Origin of the sequence: Eikenella sp. NML070372, from assembly GCF_001648415.1 — a bacterium.
GTDB lineage: Bacteria > Pseudomonadota > Gammaproteobacteria > Burkholderiales > Neisseriaceae > Eikenella > Eikenella exigua.
This window is the reverse complement of record NZ_LXSN01000004.1, coordinates 320,654-337,697: the sequence shown is the minus strand read 5'-3', so window position 1 is coordinate 337,697 and position 17,044 is coordinate 320,654. Positions and strand designations below refer to the sequence as shown.

Below are 17,044 nucleotides of genomic sequence, written 5' to 3'. Positions count from 1 at the left end.
ATTTCAGGCTGTCGTATTATTTGGCAGGTTCTATCAAAGCCGCATTCTATACCCATAATTATAAATGCGAACCGCCATATGCCACACTCTAAGCACCAACAAAAGCTCTCACACATCCAAACTATGCAGCTTCTTTGCAACAATCCCACCAAATCCGTGCCATTCAAGCAAAACTATTTATCCAAGCCGCGCCCCAGGCAAAGCCCCAAGCAATGGAACAGCCAAATAACGGCATAACCAAATGGAAAAGGCTACCTAAAAGCAACACCTGCAGCGAAGCAAACTCATGGCTTGCTAAAAAGGACAACACCGATTAGGTAAAGTCCAAGATTGGCCAACAGCAGCAGCTGTCTTTTGTAGAGTGCAAATGCAGCAGCGGAGAGCGGCTGGTTTCAGGTAGCCTGCAGGCAAGATTGCAACTCGTGCCAACAGTTTCTTTCTTCTTATCGCTTCTATACAAAATAAAATTCTTGTCATGCCAAGCAACATGACGTAGAATCAAAAATTTAGCTTCGTCCGCTAACTTTGCGGCCGCAGTGCTTCCGCTTCGTCCGAGCCAATGTTTTAGCTTCTCACCGAAGCTTACGCCTTTAGGTAGCCTGTCGCATACGGAAGTTCAATATTATTTCAATCATCACAAAAAGCCGGTAAGCACAGGGCTGGCATTTGTGTTCATGTGCTTTCAGGCTACCTGAAAACGGGCAATGCAGGTTTCTGTGGAGCTGCAAATTTAAGATGTACGGCAGATGAAGATTATCGATATATCGCTGGATGGCGTTGATGTCTGCGTGGTTTTTAGGTAGCCGCGTAGGCAGCAAGTGCCCAACCTGTGCTTGCTGTAACAATCCTGCTAAAAGGAATTTGAGATGGATAAACAACAGCCTTCAACACCCAAGCCCGATCCAACAATCGAGGCTGCTCCTCAGCATTCTCCTTATCCAATAAGCCGTCTAAAACGCTTCTCCCCATGGCTATGGAGTATAGCTATCTTAATAATAATTCCATATATATTAATAAGTTGGAATTACAGCAGAACAATAATTCTAGGAACCATTCAGCCTTCCTCCTACATAAGCTTTCCTTTAGGACAAAACAAGCAAGTAACCTTGAATAAAGTTTTTTATCTCAAACACCAATACTGTGTTGATATGAATATAGAATTTATTAATGGAAGAAGAAAATTATATGGTGAAGATTTTGATAAAGGAAATTATACTTATAATGAATATGTTGATGATATGCAAAAAAACTTCTCAGGACTTAGTAAACTAGCAAGAAATAAAATATATCTTTATAAATTTAAAGTTATAGCATATGACTCAAGAAACATTGAAATATTAAATAAAGAATACATGAATACTGATAATGCATGGACGTATGGAGTGGTACTTATAAAAGCAATAACCAAAATAGTTCTACTACTGTTATATTTGATTGTTTTACCCTACCAAAAGGAAGATATAAATTTATTATTATAGATAAAAGTAATCAAATCAATGAATTTAATGAAATTAAAACATCTATTGGAATTAATCCGAATTATAGCCTAAAATAATCTAAAATTTACTAAAAGAAAGGAAATTTATATGTCTTATATTCTTACTATTAGAAGCGCTCCATCACAAATCAAAAAAGTGGAGGAGGACACTCACTACCTGGTCATATGTGGTATGAGTTACGTGCATCTGGAAAATTAACTCATAGTTATGGTTGGTCACTCTCATCAGATACTGGAAAACCAGGTCATCTAAATAAATATGATAATGAAAATTATATTGAAGATAAAAACCATCCGGTTACATCATTTACTATAGAAATATCTAAAGAACAATATGATGGATTAACAAACTTTCCCGACAGGGCTCAAAACGGGGAAATAAAAGGATTTTATACTAGGTATAATATCCTTTATAATAGCTGTATTGATTTTGTAGCCAAAGCACTAGTTGATATTGGTTTCGCATCTGCTGAATTTTGAAGGAGGCGTCGGCGTTACTCCGGGTTCAGAGACAAATCTCAACTCTTTTCAACGAGAAATAGTTAATCATGCCCCTCCTGGAACAAAAATTCATGTTGAAAATATGCCTGTAACTCTTAGTGGAAACAAAATAAATAGATTTGATAACTTGGGAAATATACCGGGAGAAAGCACATATAAATCATATGATATTACCGTCCCAGGCAACCTCCCCTCTAAACACCTTAAAAAACAGCATTGGGTAGATGGTGGCAAACTCAAAAAATGGCATGAACACGCCAATAAAGGCAAAAAATACCACATCGTCGACCCCCTCGCCCTAGACCTTGATGGCAACGGTATCAGCACTGTGGCCGCCAACCAGTTTTCAGGTAGCCTCTTCGACCACGACGGCGACGGTATCCGTACCGCTTCGGGCTGGGTGGGCAAAGAAGACGGGCTGTTGGTGTACGACCGCAATGGCGACGGCATCATCAACAACGGCAGCGAGCTGTTCGGCGATGCCACCCGCCTGAAAAACGGCGGCATGGCGGCACACGGTTTTGCCGCGCTGGCCGATTTGGACGACAACGGCGACGGCAAAATCGATGCGGCCGACAAAGCGTTCTCTTCATTGCGCGTTTGGCGCGATCTCAATCAAGACGGCATCAGCCAGGAAGGCGAGCTGCTCACGCTGGAGCAGGCCAAGGTGCGGTCGCTCAACACTCAATTTCGCAACACCAACCGCAGCCTAGGCGACGGCAACACGCTGGCGCAGGAAGGCAGCTACACCACCACCGATGGCCAAACCCGCCAAATGGGCGATTTGCTGCTGACCAACGATCCGCTGTTCAGCCGTTTCAACGATCATGTAGAGCTGACTGCCGAGCAGCTGCAAAATCCGAACCTCTCCGGCATCGGCCGCCTGCGCGATTTGCGCGAGGCAGCGGCTTTGTCGCCTGCTTTGGATGCAGTGTTGCGCCAATATGCCGCTGCCGAAACCAAAGAGCAACAAACGGCACTGCTGGCGCAGCTGGCCGCCGAGTGGGGCAAAACCGATGCCCGCTACGGCAGCTACACGCCCACGCTCACTGCCGCCACCGAGCAATCCGGCACCGCCGGCCAAGGCGTACCGCTCACACCTGGCGAACTGCAGGCTTTGCTCAATGGCAAAGTGAAAATCTCCCCCGAGCTGCAAGCCGAATTTAACGCGCTACAAGACAAAATCCGCCTGTTGGACGCTTTCACCGGCGAAGACTCCCGCACACTGAGCTACGGCACACTGGAACAAGTGAAAGAAATCATCGGCGTGGCCAACACCACTTATGCCCAGCTGGAACACAGCATCTACCAAGACCTGCTATTCCAAATCTGCCTGAAACCCTATCTGAATGCCGTGGGCCTCCCACAATCGCAAACTCTGTGCTTTACCGTGATAGCGGTAATTGTAGACAAAATACCGTGTGCTGCCTCGGAAAATAGGAGCAACGACAAATGATAGCCCTCTACCGTCGGCCAAGGTCTGTTTTTTCTTACCGGGTTTGAGGCTTTTAATCCTGCGGTCACTTAATAACATAACATTTCCCTTATTGGCAGAATAACCGTCTATTTTAGTCATCCTTTCTCTCAATTTGCCATACTAGGAAAGATGTTGGTGCTTTTGCCAGTTATCTTAACCATGCACCTACAAAAGCACCAACTGATTGATGTGGCTTTTGGAAAACAAGGGAAGATTTGTAAAGATGGAAAGTTAAAATCAAAACAAATCAATCGATTGAATTCAAATTACTTTGTAGTTTTTAGTGGGTACAGGAAGATAAAAAAATAACCGCTGAAAAGCGGTTTGTGGTGCCCAGGGTCGGACTCGAACCGACACACCTTGCGGCGGGGGATTTTGAGTCCCCTGCGTCTACCAATTTCGCCACCTGGGCAGGTGATGAGGAAACGGCATTATAGGCATTTTTCCACGTTTGTAAAGTTTTTTACCTGCACATCCGCCGTTTTGCCGTTTAAAACCGTGTTTTCAATGGCAATAAAACCACAGCCCTACTCCGCCATGCTGCCTTTTGGCTGGACAAAACCTCATTTTGTGCGATGGTGGAGTTCTAGTTTGTACTTAATTATAGCAGATTGGCTTTAAATCAGGACAAGTTAATAAGCCGCAGAGTGCAGCTAGCATAGCGAGCCAACGCAGTACTGGTTTAAAGTGAATCCACTATATATAATCGCCGCATATGCATACCAATACTCCTTATCCGCAGCCCTCCTGCTATTGGACGGTTACCCATCCAAACCACCTGCCGTGCCTGAAGTGTCGGCATCTTCGGCCTCTACCACCTCTGCCGTTGCCAGCCGGTTTCACGGCACAGACATCAGCCAAGACCCTATCGGCGGCGAATCCACCTCCACCTACCGCAACGGCCGCCCCGTGGAGATGGGATCCGTCAGTCAAACCGCCACCCATCTGGTGGAAGACCTCAAAACCCTGTTAAACCAATAGCCTTAACACCAAAGGCTACCTGAAAGCCATTTTTCAGGTAGCCCTAACCAAGAACCCAAACACCATGCAGAAAAACGATCAACAAGCCCGCCTCGCCGTCCTCATCGACGCCGACAACGCCCCCGCCGACATTATCGACCGTCTGCTCGAAGAAATCGCCAAATACGGCATCGCCAGCGTAAAACGCATTTATGGCGATTGGAGCCACGGCCTCTCCAAATGGAAAGCCGCCCTCCTGCCGCACGCCATCATCCCCGTGCAACAATTTGCCTACACCAAAGGCAAAAATGCCACCGACATGGCCTTGGTAATTGACGCCATGGACTTGCTCTACAGCGGCAATTTCGACGGCTTCTGCATCGTGTCTAGTGACTCCGACTTTACCCGCCTCGCCAGCCGCCTGCGCGAAAGCGGGCTCACCGTATACGGTTTCGGCGAAAAGAAAACCCCCACCGCCTTCCGCAAAGCCTGCGACAAATTTATCTACACCGAAATCTTCCTACCCGAAAAACAACGTACCAACAAAGAGCGCGGCAACGGTAAAACCCCTTCCCCCGCCGCTGAAGAAAGCAACAACACTCCCGATGCACTGCCCCTGCTCAAACGCGCAGTGCGTGAAAATGCCGACGACCTCGGCTGGGCCAACCTCGGCCCCATCGGCAGCTACATCAACAAAATCAACCCCGATTTCGACTCCCGCCTCTACGGCTACGGCAAACTCTCTGACCTCATCAAATCCTTCGACATCTTCGAACACCGCACCGACAACAACCAGCTCCAAGTGCGCCGCAAAACCGAATCCCGTCCCGAAAGGCTACCTGAAAATCAAAACGAGCAACGCGAAGCACGGCAAAGCCAAAATGAACGAAGCGAAGCCCGCCCCAACCCAAACGAGCCGCGCCAGCAAAGCGACCAGCCCACCGAAAGCAAACCCGCCAAACGCAAACCCCAGTCCGCCAAAGCCGAAGGCAGCTCGCCCAAAGCTGCCAAACCCTCCTTTACCAAGCTCATCCCCGCCGTGCAGCAGGCCATCCAAGCCACCGCCGCCCCCGACGGCTGGGCACGGCTGGGCGACGTAGTCAAACAGCTTCCCGCCGCCATCGACCCCATCCAATACGGCTGCGCCAACGGCCGCGATCTCATCCACTCCATCTACAGCGACTGGGTGGAAATCAAAAAAGCCGGGCGCGGCGAACGCATCCGCATCAACAAAGCCTTTATCGTGAAAAACGAACAAGCCTAGCATATCATGCTGTTATTTATATATAATTGCGACTCTTTCATCTACAGCATCATCCAATACTTCGCCGAGTTCGGCTAGAAAATCAGTGTGCGCCGCAACGACGACATAGCGCTGGACGAAATTGCCGAACTCCGGCCCCAATACCTCGTTATCGGCCCCGACCCCTGCTCGCCCAAAGAAGCCGGCATTTCCGCGCCCCCTCTGCGCCGCTTTGCCGGGCAGATTCCCATTTTGGGCGTGTGCCTCGGCCACTCAAGCCATCGGCGACCGCATCGTGCGCGCAAAAGCTGATGCACGGCAAAGTATCGCCCGTGTACCACACCAATAGCGGCATACTCGCCGGTCTGCCCAAATGCCTCGACATCACCGTCTGGGCGGCAGACGGTAAAATCATGGACGTGCTCCATAAACAACACACCGTAGAAGGCGTACAATTCCACCCCGAAGCCCTGCTCACCGAACATGGCCACGATATGCTGGCTAACTTCATCTAAAGAGCACGCGGCCGCAATAGCCAGTGAGCCTAACTTTCGCTCCCGCGTTGGCTCGCTTCGTAGCAAAACCAAAGGCTACCTGAAACCCCAAATTCAAACCTCAAACAAAAAGGAGAACACCATGAGCCTGAAAACCCGCCTCACCGAAGACATGAAAACCGCCATGCGCGCCAAAGACACGCTCACCCTATCCACCATCCGCCTGGCCAATGCCGAAATCAAACGCTACGAAGTGGACGAGCGCGCCGAAGCCGACGACGCCAAAATCACCGCCATGCTCAGCAAAATGATTAAACAGCGCAAAGAAAGCGCCGCCATCTACCACGAAGCCGGCCGCCAAGACCTGGCCGACAAAGAGCTGGCCGAAGTATCCATCCTCCAGCGCTACCTGCCCGAGATGCTTTCCGAAGCCGAAATCCAAAGCGCCGTGGCCGAAGCCATTGCCCAAACCGGCGCATCCGGCATGGCCGACATGGGCAAAACCATGGGCGTGCTGAAAAAACGCCTCGCCGGCCAGGCCGATATGAGCGATGTAAGCCGCCTGCTCAAAACCGCCTTGCAGGAATAGCAAAGGCCAAAGGCTACCCGAACAAAGATGCCGACAAATTTTAGGCTGCGCTCTCAGGTAGCCTTATCTTTTCCCGCAAAGAAACCCCTATGCCCCCAACTACCACAGCAGCATGAAATACGTTGCCCCCGTGCGCCGCGCATTGGACGTACGCACCGTGTTCAACGTGTTGGGCCCGCTCACCAACCTCGCTGGAGCTGCTAGCCAGCTCATCGGCGTGTTTCACATTGATTTGGTAGGCACCCTCTCCCACGTGTTTCAGCAGCTCGGCAGCAAACACGCCCTCGTGGTGCACGGCAGCAACGAGCTCGACGAAGGCGTGGACATAGCTCGCAAAGCCATCGACAGCAGCAAAGCCCGCGCCAAACGCGAAGAAGTGGCCGCCTTCTCGCAAAAACTGGCCGCACAGCAGGCGGAATAATGCAGATAAGTTTCAAGTAGCCCCTAGCAAGCTGCTTGGAATGCCGGAAAGGCTACCAGAAATTTTAGGTAGCCTTTCATCTTGCCCTCCGGCCTATTTCGCAATATGCAGCAAGCCGCGCCACAGTTTTTTCTTCCCTATCCGCAATTTCGCACAGGAAGGCGGCGATTTGGGCACAGCCTTGTTCGCTTGGGTGGCGGCATTGTTTCACGCATTGGCTGGCCAGCTGCCGCCATTGGTCGCCGATGGCGGTCATTTCCTGCGAGGTGGTTTGCAAGGCGGGGTTGGCGCAAATATCGGCGGCCTGTTCCAAAAAATAGGCGTAAATATAGCGGAAACCGGCGCCGCCGGTGCCGATTTCTTCCTGCATGCGCACCAAGTGGCCGAGCCACAGCTTTTGATATTTTTCCGGCTCTTGCGGCAGGCGTTCGATTTTCTTGGCCACGGTGCGGATGCCGCGCACGCCCACAAAAAACACGGGGGCGAGCATTTGTTTGGCGTTTTTGCGGATGGCGGCATACAGCAGGGCGGGCAGGCGCTCGGCCAGCTGTTGCTTTGTCGGCAGGCTGGCGGTGTCGAGCGTGTACATCAAGCCTTTGCCGGCCAGGGCGCCTTTGGCAAAGCGGGCGCGCTGCAAATCGGCGGCGGCGCAGCGCTGGGGCGTTTCAAATACGGGGTCGCTGATTAAATAATCCTCTCCTTCGCGGCCATACACCAACAGATTGTGGGTGTTGAAATGAAAGCGCATTTCGGGCGGGAAATAAGGCAGCCAATACACGGAGGTTTGCAAACCGGCAATCTGCCCGCGCAACAGCGCCTCATCCAGCGCAGCCGCACCACGCTCGGCTTGGGCGAATTTGCGCATATCCAGCTTCACACCAAGGGCACGGCAAACGTTTTTGATGATGCCGCGCGGGGCGATGCGGTAGGAAATCAGGGGCATGCTGTTGAGTTTGACCACGGGCAAATACACAAAGGTAAGCGCATGAGCCAGCCCGAATAACATGGCTTCGTTCATGGCGCAGCCGTGGTGGGTGAGAAGGGCAGACATCACGCCGCTTTCGCAGTGGGCGGTGTGTTGGTGGGTGAAAGTGGTCATGGTGTTGTCGGTTGGTGTGGGGGAAGGGATGATACGTGAAAAATGGGGCAGATGGAATTTCAGGTAGCTTTTAGCACACGAGCAGGCTACCTGAAATTCCTCTGCTTAGCCCAGCAAATCAGGCTGCACCTGATGCCTGCCCTGTTCGTGGTCGAGCAGCCATTGTTTGCGCTGTAGGCCGCCGCCGTAGCCGGTGAGGCTGCCGTCTTTGCCGATGACGCGGTGGCAGGGAATGAGGATGGAGAGGCGTTTGGCACCGTTGGCAGCGGCTACGGCGCGCACGGCAGCAGGGTTGCCGAGCTGTTCGGCCAGAGCCTGATAATGGGTGTCTCCGTAGGGGATGGTTTGCAGCGCGTTCCACACCCGCCGCTGAAACGGGCTGCCGGGGGCGTGCAGCGGCACGCTAAACTCACGGCGCGTGCCTTGGAAATATTCGCCCAGCTGGATTTGCACCAGGCGGGTGTGTTCGTTTCCGCCCTGCTTGGTTTGGCAGCCGATCAGGCGCTGGAGATCGCGTAATTCGCCGTCGATACGCCGGCTGCCGGCAAATTCGAGCAGGCACAGGCCGCGTTCGCTAGCGGCGGCAAGGATATTGCCTAAGGGCGAGGGGAAGGCATGCAGATAGAGCATGGGCTTGGGGTTGGATGGCATTGGGCAGAAACCCTGCAATGTTTTCAGGTAGCCTGCCGTATTGGCAAAAGGCTACCTGAAAGCGTGGCTACTGCGAAGTTTAAAGGCTTACAGCGCGGTAAAACAGGCTGCCAAACCCAAAAAGATGCCCGGTACGTTGGCCACCACAATCGGCCAGTCGCGCGGTTTTTTAAACAGGCCGTAGCCAGTCCACAACGTGCAGTTCACAAAAGCCACAAAGGGCTGCACCGGATTGCCTTTATGCCCGGCCAGGTTGTCGGCAATCTGCGGAATGTAGGCCACATACATGCCCACAGCCATGATGCTGGCCACGATGCCTAAAATTTTGATTTGTTTTTCAGTCATTATTTTTACCTCTTAAAAGTGAGTCAGACGTTTCCTACCGGCAAATGCTGGCTTCCCGTTTTCAGGTAGCCTTCTTCATGCGGGCGCAGCTGAAAGTGCGTGATTATAAGACTCGCTCCCCCGCCGCCCGCAAGGCATACTACAAAACTTAACCCGCTCTCCCGCGATGGTTTCAGCCAGCCCCACCGCCCCGCAGGCTACCTGAAAACCCTTGCTTGCTTTACAATTACGGCGTTTAGCAACCGGAACACCCGCCACACCATGCCAGAAAACACCGCACCCGCCGAACACAGCGATATCCTGCTGCTCGCCCCCTACGCCGAACGCGCCTACCTCGAATATGCCATGAGCGTGGTGAAAGGCCGCGCCCTGCCCGACGTGGGCGACGGCCAAAAGCCCGTGCAGCGGCGCATCCTGTTTGCCATGAAGGAAATGGGGCTGGCCGCCCATTCCAAGCCGGTGAAATCCGCGCGCGTGGTGGGCGAAATCCTGGGCAAATACCACCCGCACGGCGACGCTTCCGCCTACGACGCCATGGTGCGCATGGCGCAAGACTTCACCCTGCGCTATCCCTTAATCGACGGCATCGGCAACTTCGGCTCGCGCGACGGCGACGGCGCGGCCGCCATGCGCTACACCGAAGCCCGTCTCACCCCGATTGCCGAGCTGCTGCTTTCCGAGCTGCATCAAGGCACAGTGGATTTTGTGCCGAATTACGACGGTGCGTTTGAAGAGCCCGTAGCCCTGCCCGCCCGCCTGCCCATGGTGCTGCTCAACGGCGCCTCCGGCATCGCCGTGGGCATGGCCACCGAAATCCCGCCGCACAACTTAGGCGAAGTTACCGCCGCCGCCGTGGCCCTGCTCAAAAAGCCCGCGCTCACCACCGCCGAACTGATGGAGCACATCCCCGCCCCCGATTTCGCCGGCGGCGGCCACATCATCACCCCGGCCAAAGACCTGCTCCAGCTCTACGAAACCGGCAAAGGCAGCATCCGCGTGCGCGCCCTCTACGAAATCGAAAAACTGGCGCGCGGCCAATGGCGCCTCGTCATCACCGAGCTGCCGCCCAACACCAGCGCGCAGAAAATCCTGGCCGAAATCGAAGAGCAAACCAACCCCAAGCCCAAATCCGGCAAAAAACAGCTCAACCAAGACCAGCTCAACACCAAAAAGCTGATGCTCGAGCTCATCGACAAAGTGCGCGACGAGAGCGACGGCGAACACCCCGTGCGCCTCGTGTTCGAACCCAAATCCAGCCGCATCGAGCCGGATAACTTCATCAACACCCTGATGGCGCAAACCGGGCTGGAAGGCAATGTGCCGGCCAATCTGGTGATGATCGGGCTCGACAACCGCCCCGCGCAGAAAAACCTGAAAACCATCCTGCAGGAGTGGCTCGATTTCCGCGTATCCACCGTAACCCGCCGCCTGCAACACCGCTTGGAACAGGTGCTCAAACGCATCCACATCCTCGACGGGCGCATGACCGCCTTTTTGCACATCGACGAGGTTATCCGCGTTATCCGCGAAGCCGACGAGCCCAAGCCCGAATTGATGGCCGCCTTCGGCCTCTCCGAAATCCAAGCCGAAGATATTTTGGAAATCCGCCTGCGCCAGCTTGCCCGTTTGGAAGGTTTCAAACTGGAGCAGGAATTGGCCGATTTGCGCGAGGAAGAAGGCTACCTGAAAAACTTATTGGACGACGAAGGCGCGAAGAAAAAGCTCGTCATCAAAGAGATGCAGGCCGATGCCAAGCAGTTTGGCGACCCGCGCCGCACGCTGGTGGCCGAAGCCGAACGTGCCGCGCTCACCCACACCACGGCCGACGAGCCGGTAACGCTCATCCTGTCGCGCCAGGGCTGGATTCGCAGCCGGGCCGGGCACGGGCTGGATTTGTCGGCCACTGCGTTTAAAGAAGGCGACGAATTGCAGCAAACGCTGGAAACGCGCACCGTCGATCCGGTGGTGGTGCTCGACACGCTCGGCCGCAGCTACACCATCGACCCGGCCGAAATCCCCGGCGGGCGCGGCGACGGCGTGCCGCTGGCCTCGCTCTTGGAATTGCAGCCGGGCGCGTCGGTGCTCACCATGCTGGCCGGGCAGCCGCAAGAGCACTACCTGCTCGCCGGCAGCGGCGGCTACGGCTTCATCGCCAAACTGGGCGATTTGGTCGGCCGCGTGAAGGCGGGCAAGGAAGTGGTGAAACTGGAGGCGGGCGAAACCCTGCTGATGCCGCAGCCGGTGCGCCAGTCTGCGCTGATCAACCCTGATTGCCGCTTGGTGCTGGCCAGTGCGGAAAAACACCTGCTCGCCTTCCCGATCGGCGAATTGAAAGTGATGGCCAAAGGGCGCGGCCTGCAACTGATGTCTTTGCGTGGCAACGACACGCTGCAACTGACCGCCTTGGTGTCCACCCCCGATTTCTGGGTATGCAGCCGCGGCAAACGCGGCGCGGCACACCGCGAACGCTTACGCGTGCAGGATATTGAAGGCAAACGCGGCCGCAAAGGCCGGGTGCTGAATGTTTCAGGTAGCCTCATCAGCCTGAGCAGCACGAAGGAGGGCGAAGCATGACCCAACTGCCGAAACCGTATGCCCCCAACGAATGGGACAGCCAACTCGACCGCCTGCCCTGGCTGATGAACATCGCCCGCGTGAGCCTCTTGCTCTCGTTGCTCACCTTCCACGTGTTGGTAAATGCCTACGGCTCAAATGTGGGCATGGCTAGGCTGGCCTCAATGCCCATTTTCAGCAGCCGCTTCTATATTTGGGCAGCAGTATACGGAGGGCTAATCGTGTTCAGCATGGCGTTTCCCAACTGGCAGCAACAAAGAAACAATCTGCCCAACATCAGTGCGGTGGTCGACATCACTATGATGGTGATACTGATGCACCTAGCCGGTGGCATTGCCTCCGGCTTCGGCATCCTCATCCTGCCCTTTATCGGCGTATCCTGCCTGCTCAGCCACGGCCGCTACCCGCTCCTATATGCCTCCTACGTTGCCCTCCTGTTGTTTATCGGCACTTGGCTGCATTATTGGCCGTTTGAAGCCAACAGCCAAGCCGGCAGCAGTGCGATTATCCATACCATCGTGCTCTCGGCGGTAGGCTATCTGGTGGCGTTGCTCACCTCGTTTTACGCCTCCTTCCTCAACCGCGCCTCCTCCACCCTGAACAAACACCGCCGTGCCTTCGACCGCCTCAAAGGCCTGAACGAACTGGTGCTCAACCATGTGGCCGAAGCCGTGGTGGTGGTGGACACCGGCAGCCGCATCTGGCTGATGAACCGCCAAGCCGGCCACTATTTTCCCTATGTGCAGCTCGACCGCTACGAAGAAATGTTCACCCTCCTAGTGAAACGCTGGCAGCGCGCCCCCACGCGCAACTTCATCACCCACGCCGAGCTGGGCGGGCAAGGCGTACAGGTGCGCGCCCGCCCATTGGTGCGCGAAGACGAATCGCTGCTGATGCTGTTTATCCGCTCCGACCAGGAAGTGGCTGTGGAAGCCATGGCCACCAAACTGGCCGCGCTCGGCCAACTTACCGCCAACCTGGCGCACGAAATCCGTAACCCGCTCTCCGCCATCCGCCAATCCAACAGCCTCCTGGCCGAAGAAAACGAAGACCCTATGATCTCCAAGCTGCACGGCATCATCGACAACAATATCCAGCGCATCGATAAAATGCTGGAAGAAGTGAGCAGCCTGAACAAGAGCGACCGGCTCGATGCCCAAGTGATCAACCTGATGAAATTCTGGTTTGATTTCAAACAGGAATTCCTGCTCACCCGTCCCGAAGCCAAACACGCCGTACACCTTTATATGCAGGGCGGCGCACTAAAAGTGTATTTCGATAAAATGCACTTGCAGCAGATTATGTGGAACCTCATCAACAATGCCTGGCAGCACGGCAGCAAGCAGGCCGATTCCATTACCGTATTGGTTAAGCCCACCGACGACAACGTATCCGTATCGCTCACTGTGATGGACGACGGCCCCGGCGTATCGCCCGAAAACCAGCCGCGCCTGTTCGAACCGTTTTTTACCACCCGCGCCGAAGGCACCGGGCTGGAGCTGTATGTGGCACGCGAATTGGCGCACGCTAACTCCGGCCAGCTTCATTATCATCCCGAAATCAAGGGATTCGAACTAATTATGCCGAAAGATATCAATGAGTAAACAAAGCCTGCAAAAACCAGTATTGGTTGTGGACGACGAACAAGACATCCGTGACCTGATGGAAATGACCCTGATGAAAATGGGCCTGTCGGTGGAAACCGCCGAGGGCGTCAATGCCGCCAAAAAGTGGCTCGACAGCAAAAAATTCTCCCTCGTGCTCACCGATATGCGCATGCCTGATGGCTCGGGGCTCGAAGTGGTGGAATACATCAACGAAAAAGAGCTCGACGTGCCCGTGGCCGTGATCACCGCCTTCGGCAATGCCGACCAGGCCGTGCAGGCCATCAAAACCGGTGCCTTCGACTACCTGCAAAAGCCCATCACCCTGGCGCAACTGCGCACCTTGGTGAAATCCGCCATCAAAATCCACGAAGAAGACAGCCGCCCCGCCCCCGCACCGGACAAAGAAGAGCCTCCGCCCCAAGCAGACGGCGCAGACGAAGGGCTACCTGAAAACGAAGAGCCGCAGGAAGAAAGCAAAGCCGCCGGCCGCAAGCTCCAGCCCGCAGCTGAAAAACAGCCTGCTGCCAACCCTGAAGACATCCCCCGTCTCATCGGCCGCTCCCCGCAAATCGAAGAAGCCCGGCAGATGATCCGCAAGCTAGCCCGCACCACCGTGCCCGTATATATCGCCGGCGAATCCGGTTCCGGTAAGGAACAGGCCGCACGCAGCATCCACGAACTCTCCGAGCGGCGCAGCCGGCCCTTTGTAGCCGTAAACTGCGGTGCCATCCCTGAAAACCTGATGGAAAGCGAATTTTTCGGCTACAAGAAAGGCAGCTTCACCGGCGCCGACCAAGACCGCCTCGGTTTCTTCCAGCATGCCCACGGCGGCACCCTCTTCCTCGACGAAGTGGCCGACCTGCCCCTGCATATGCAGGTAAAGCTCCTGCGCGCCATCCAAGAAAAAGCCGTGCGCCGCATCGGCGACGCGCAAGAAGTGAAAGTGGACGTGCGCATCATCTCCGCCACGCATAAAGATCTTGCCGGCCTCGTGGCCAAGGGCGCATTCCGGCAAGACTTGTTCTACCGCCTCAACGTCGTCTCCCTCACCATGCCGCCCCTGCGCGAAATGCGCGAAGACCTGCCCCAGCTCATCACCCAGCTCTTGCGCAAACACCGCCAAGGCAGCTACTACACCCTCACCCAGCCTGCCAAACAGGCCCTCTTGCAATACAGCTATCCCGGCAACTTCCGCGAGCTGGAAAACATCCTCGAACGCGCCGTCGCCCTCGCTGCCGACAACACCATCGACGCCGCCGACCTCCAGCTCTCCAGCTCCCCGCTATTGGAAGAAGATGACAACTGGGGCGGCGCCATTGACGCCTTCGGCCAAAACAGCAGCAGCGCCGAAGCAGCCGCTCCCGAAAGCAGCGGCCAGCTCGACAACCTGCCCGGTTTTGTACTCGGCCGCACCCAAGTGCAAGACTATCTCGACGATGTGGAACGGCTGATTATCGAGCAAGCCCTGCAAAAAACCCGTTACAACCGCACCCAGGCCGCCAAACTGCTCGGCATCAGCTTCCGTTCCATGCGCTATCGGATGGAGCGTTTGGAAATCGAATAGCCACATAGCTTGACTGAAACAAAACGGCAGCTTTTCAGGTAGCCTCTACCTACCATAAAGGCTACCTGAAAGCGAAGTTGTACCCCCACTAGCACCCAAATCCAAATAGAGATGCTAATGTGTAAAAGTACCAGCCAGCATAAATAAAAATATGCTGATTGCATTACCCCTGTATCTGCCGCTGATTATCCTGTTCACCGCACATGGCGATTGAAGCGGCATATTTTTTGTGCCCATAGCCATGCTGCCCACATTTATGGCTTTCTTCTGCCGCTGGCGGATAAAAAGCGTTCGGCCCTATTTTGCATCAGCTATTTCATTCAGCTTTGATTTTGGGCTGTTCGGCTACCTGCTGCTGGATCGGCTGATGCCCGGCCCAGAAGTTTTTGTTGTGTATTTCGTCGTATCCGTGCCGATATGGCTACTGGGCTTCGCCGGTGTGCTGCTGGCACAACGCAGTTTTAGCTACCAAATATCCCCTTTGGGCTCGATCTGATTTTTTGGATTGTGTCGACGTAATGCAGATTTTCAGGCAGCCTGCCTAGGAGGCTACCTGAAAACACTACCTGAAACCCACCATGCACCCCATCCCTCTCATCACCCCAACCCAGCACACCCTGCCAGACTACGCCCGCCATCCCGCACTGTCTGTTTCCGACACCCTGCCTGATTCCGGCCTCTACCTAGCCATCGAAGAATACGGCATCGTACTGCACCGCGTGGGCGACAAAGGCGCCGTGTGGGTGGACTTCACTGCCGGCGCGGCGCAGCACAGGCGGCTGCACGGCGGCAGCGAGTTACTAGCTAAAGCTGTCGGCCGCGGCAAACAGCCCACCGTATGGGATGCCACCGGCGGGCTCGGCCGCGATAGTTTTGCTTTAGCCGGTTTAGGGCTGAACGTGCATATTTTCGAGCGGCATCCCGCCGTATATTGCCTCTTGGCCGACGGCCTCGCACGCGCCCTGCTCCACCCGAACACCGCCGAAACCGCTTCCCGCCTCACCCTGCACCACGCCGATGCCGCCGAATATATGCCGCGCCTGGCCGCCGAAATCGGCCGCCCGCAGGTGGTGTATCTCGACCCGATGTACCCCGAACGGCGCAAATCGGCAGCGGTAAAAAAAGAAATGGCGTTTTTCCACGAGCTGGTCGGCACCGCGCAAAACGACTCCACCCTGCTCGATGCCTCCCTCGCCACAGCCGCCGCCCGCGTGGTGGTCAAACGCCCGCGTCTGGGCGATTTCCTGTGCGGCCGCAAGCCGGATTACCAATACACGGGCAAATCAACCCGGTTTGATGTGTATAACGGGAGCGGTGCTTAACTCAAGCCGTAGGATTGATATATGTTGCCGCGCATAAACTGCATCGGATTAAACGTACTATCCGGCCCTTCTGTTTAAAAAGGCTACCTGAAAACCCAGTACAGCGTTTTCAGGTAGCCTCATAGAATGGCTTTCACTTTTTCAGGTAGCCTTTTCCCAAAGGCTACCTGAAAGCAAAATCTCAACTCCATTCAAACCAAAACCTCCCGCCACCCCATTCGGGGCAGCAGGAGGTTTCATTTCTCATCCCGCCTTAACGCTGCTGGTTTTGCAGCAAGGCAGCGCGTTCCTTGAATGCTTCGTTTTCCTGCGGGGTCAGTATCCACATTTCCACGATATTGCCCGCCCCGTTGCGGCGCAGGGCCACGATGCGGCCGGTGTAGTTTTGCAGCTGGCCGTGGGTAATGAAGCGGTTGTTCTCGTCTTTAATGCGCACGCCCTGCACCATATCCACAGTTTTCGCGCCATCGTCCAGCCAACCCAAAGTCAGGGTGCGCAACCAGGAAAAGCCGTCTGTAGTGAGCGTAACCTGCGGGAAAGAAGCGGATTTCAGTACGGCCACTTCCATGCTGTCGATGGGGAAGCGGTGCGCCCAAGCGGTGCTGCTCAAGGCCAGCAGCAAAGCCAGCAAATATTTTTTCATGTTTCGTCTGCCTGTGTGATTAATCGGATTAAAACGCTGTCATTATAATATCTTGG

Annotated in this window: 15 protein-coding genes, 1 tRNA gene and 3 pseudogenes; 13 read left to right on the top strand and 6 right to left on the bottom strand. The window is 54.8% G+C overall.

The features are described 5' to 3' along the window. Window positions 1-134 precede the first annotated feature (134 nt). The 3 genes from A7P97_RS10025 to A7P97_RS10015 all read left to right on the top strand — a co-directional run bounded on the left by A7P97_RS10025 (window position 135) and on the right by A7P97_RS10015 (window position 1,978). Window positions 135-317 carry a hypothetical protein gene (locus tag A7P97_RS10025; protein WP_125080337.1) on the top strand — a complete coding sequence of 61 codons (183 nt, stop codon included), beginning with the start codon at window positions 135-137 and terminating at the stop codon, window positions 315-317. Between the two features lie 549 nt (window positions 318-866). After that, window positions 867-1,478, top strand: coding sequence for a hypothetical protein (locus A7P97_RS10020; protein WP_156497473.1), 612 nt, complete (start codon window positions 867-869; stop codon window positions 1,476-1,478). A 185-nt stretch (window positions 1,479-1,663) separates the two neighbouring features. After that, window positions 1,664-1,978, top strand: a complete 315-nt coding sequence (locus A7P97_RS10015; RefSeq protein ID WP_125080339.1) for a hypothetical protein — start codon at window positions 1,664-1,666, stop codon at window positions 1,976-1,978. 1,339 nt (window positions 1,979-3,317) lie between these two features. On the opposite strand, the gene A7P97_RS11000 is transcribed toward A7P97_RS10015, so the two are convergent. Beyond that, the gene (locus A7P97_RS11000; protein ID WP_369799521.1) at window positions 3,318-3,533 is read right to left on the bottom strand and encodes an Arm DNA-binding domain-containing protein; all 216 of its coding nucleotides are present in this window, start codon (window positions 3,531-3,533) and stop codon (window positions 3,318-3,320) included. 270 nt (window positions 3,534-3,803) lie between these two features. Further along, window positions 3,804-3,888 (bottom strand) — tRNA-Leu (locus A7P97_RS03455). Window positions 3,889-4,268: 380 nt separating this feature from the next. Between A7P97_RS03455 and A7P97_RS10355 the strand changes: the two genes are divergently transcribed. From A7P97_RS10355 to A7P97_RS03430, 5 genes and pseudogenes are all read left to right on the top strand, one after another. Further along, complete coding sequence (locus A7P97_RS10355; protein ID WP_185737522.1) at window positions 4,269-4,457, top strand: hypothetical protein; 189 nt, start codon at window positions 4,269-4,271, stop codon at window positions 4,455-4,457. Window positions 4,458-4,521: 64 nt separating this feature from the next. Next, entirely contained in the window at window positions 4,522-5,700 is a 1,179-nt protein-coding gene (locus tag A7P97_RS03445) for an NYN domain-containing protein (protein WP_067530402.1), read from the top strand. A 6-nt stretch (window positions 5,701-5,706) separates the two neighbouring features. After that, window positions 5,707-6,194, top strand: a pseudogene (locus tag A7P97_RS03440) (aminodeoxychorismate/anthranilate synthase component II). 121 nt (window positions 6,195-6,315) lie between these two features. Beyond that, complete coding sequence (locus tag A7P97_RS03435; RefSeq protein ID WP_067530401.1) at window positions 6,316-6,762, top strand: GatB/YqeY domain-containing protein; 447 nt, start codon at window positions 6,316-6,318, stop codon at window positions 6,760-6,762. 88 nt (window positions 6,763-6,850) lie between these two features. Continuing rightward, window positions 6,851-7,183: pseudogene (locus A7P97_RS03430) on the top strand (hypothetical protein); the annotation flags it as partial. A 93-nt stretch (window positions 7,184-7,276) separates the two neighbouring features. Here the strand turns inward: A7P97_RS03430 and A7P97_RS03425 are convergent. The 3 genes and pseudogenes from A7P97_RS03425 to A7P97_RS03415 form a co-directional block, all read right to left on the bottom strand. Further along, window positions 7,277-8,282 (bottom strand): annotated as a pseudogene (locus A7P97_RS03425) (BtrH N-terminal domain-containing protein). Window positions 8,283-8,387: 105 nt separating this feature from the next. Further along, on the bottom strand, window positions 8,388-8,933 hold the full coding sequence (locus A7P97_RS03420; protein ID WP_231865634.1) for a methylated-DNA--[protein]-cysteine S-methyltransferase: 546 nt from the start codon (window positions 8,931-8,933) through the stop codon (window positions 8,388-8,390). A gap of 87 nt (window positions 8,934-9,020) precedes the next feature. Then, a complete protein-coding gene (locus A7P97_RS03415; protein WP_023886953.1) occupies window positions 9,021-9,278 on the bottom strand; it encodes a SemiSWEET family transporter in 258 nt (85 codons plus the stop codon). 261 nt (window positions 9,279-9,539) lie between these two features. Between A7P97_RS03415 and parC the strand changes: the two genes are divergently transcribed. The 5 genes from parC to A7P97_RS03390 all read left to right on the top strand — a co-directional run bounded on the left by parC (window position 9,540) and on the right by A7P97_RS03390 (window position 16,345). Beyond that, window positions 9,540-11,852, top strand: coding sequence for a DNA topoisomerase IV subunit A (gene parC / locus A7P97_RS03410; protein WP_067530398.1), 2,313 nt, complete (start codon window positions 9,540-9,542; stop codon window positions 11,850-11,852). Next, complete coding sequence (locus tag A7P97_RS03405) at window positions 11,849-13,456, top strand: PAS domain-containing sensor histidine kinase (protein WP_067596313.1); 1,608 nt, start codon at window positions 11,849-11,851, stop codon at window positions 13,454-13,456. Before parC ends, A7P97_RS03405 begins: the two co-directional genes overlap by 4 nt. Beyond that, a complete protein-coding gene (locus A7P97_RS03400; RefSeq protein WP_067530396.1) occupies window positions 13,449-15,023 on the top strand; it encodes a sigma-54 dependent transcriptional regulator in 1,575 nt (524 codons plus the stop codon). The genes A7P97_RS03405 and A7P97_RS03400 overlap by 8 nt, the downstream gene beginning before the upstream one ends. Before the next feature lie 229 nt (window positions 15,024-15,252). After that, window positions 15,253-15,519, top strand: coding sequence for a hypothetical protein (locus A7P97_RS03395; RefSeq protein ID WP_125080342.1), 267 nt, complete (start codon window positions 15,253-15,255; stop codon window positions 15,517-15,519). Window positions 15,520-15,601: 82 nt separating this feature from the next. Then, window positions 15,602-16,345: a class I SAM-dependent methyltransferase gene (locus A7P97_RS03390; RefSeq protein WP_067530394.1), complete on the top strand. Its 744-nt coding sequence runs from the start codon at window positions 15,602-15,604 to the stop codon at window positions 16,343-16,345. A gap of 253 nt (window positions 16,346-16,598) precedes the next feature. Here the strand turns inward: A7P97_RS03390 and A7P97_RS03385 are convergent, their stop codons facing one another. Further along, window positions 16,599-16,988, bottom strand: a complete 390-nt coding sequence (locus A7P97_RS03385; RefSeq protein WP_064083976.1) for a hypothetical protein — start codon at window positions 16,986-16,988, stop codon at window positions 16,599-16,601. Window positions 16,989-17,044: the final 56 nt, after the last annotated feature.

What these genes read in the sequence shown, in the direction of transcription:
- A7P97_RS03405 (WP_067596313.1), top strand. Translation starts at nt 11,849, where the DNA reads ATGACCCAACTGCCGAAACCGTATGCCCCCAACGAATGGGACAGCCAA.
- A7P97_RS03400 (WP_067530396.1), top strand. Translation starts at nt 13,449, where the DNA reads ATGAGTAAACAAAGCCTGCAAAAACCAGTATTGGTTGTGGACGACGAA.
- A7P97_RS11000 (WP_369799521.1), bottom strand. Translation starts at nt 3,533, where the DNA reads ATGTTATTAAGTGACCGCAGGATTAAAAGCCTCAAACCCGGTAAGAAA.
- A7P97_RS10020 (WP_156497473.1), top strand. Translation starts at nt 867, where the DNA reads ATGGATAAACAACAGCCTTCAACACCCAAGCCCGATCCAACAATCGAG.
- parC (WP_067530398.1), top strand. Translation starts at nt 9,540, where the DNA reads ATGCCAGAAAACACCGCACCCGCCGAACACAGCGATATCCTGCTGCTC.
- A7P97_RS10015 (WP_125080339.1), top strand. Translation starts at nt 1,664, where the DNA reads ATGTGGTATGAGTTACGTGCATCTGGAAAATTAACTCATAGTTATGGT.
- A7P97_RS03415 (WP_023886953.1), bottom strand. Translation starts at nt 9,278, where the DNA reads ATGACTGAAAAACAAATCAAAATTTTAGGCATCGTGGCCAGCATCATG.
- A7P97_RS03385 (WP_064083976.1), bottom strand. Translation starts at nt 16,988, where the DNA reads ATGAAAAAATATTTGCTGGCTTTGCTGCTGGCCTTGAGCAGCACCGCT.
- A7P97_RS03445 (WP_067530402.1), top strand. Translation starts at nt 4,522, where the DNA reads ATGCAGAAAAACGATCAACAAGCCCGCCTCGCCGTCCTCATCGACGCC.
- A7P97_RS03420 (WP_231865634.1), bottom strand. Translation starts at nt 8,933, where the DNA reads ATGCCATCCAACCCCAAGCCCATGCTCTATCTGCATGCCTTCCCCTCG.
- A7P97_RS03435 (WP_067530401.1), top strand. Translation starts at nt 6,316, where the DNA reads ATGAGCCTGAAAACCCGCCTCACCGAAGACATGAAAACCGCCATGCGC.
- A7P97_RS03390 (WP_067530394.1), top strand. Translation starts at nt 15,602, where the DNA reads ATGCACCCCATCCCTCTCATCACCCCAACCCAGCACACCCTGCCAGAC.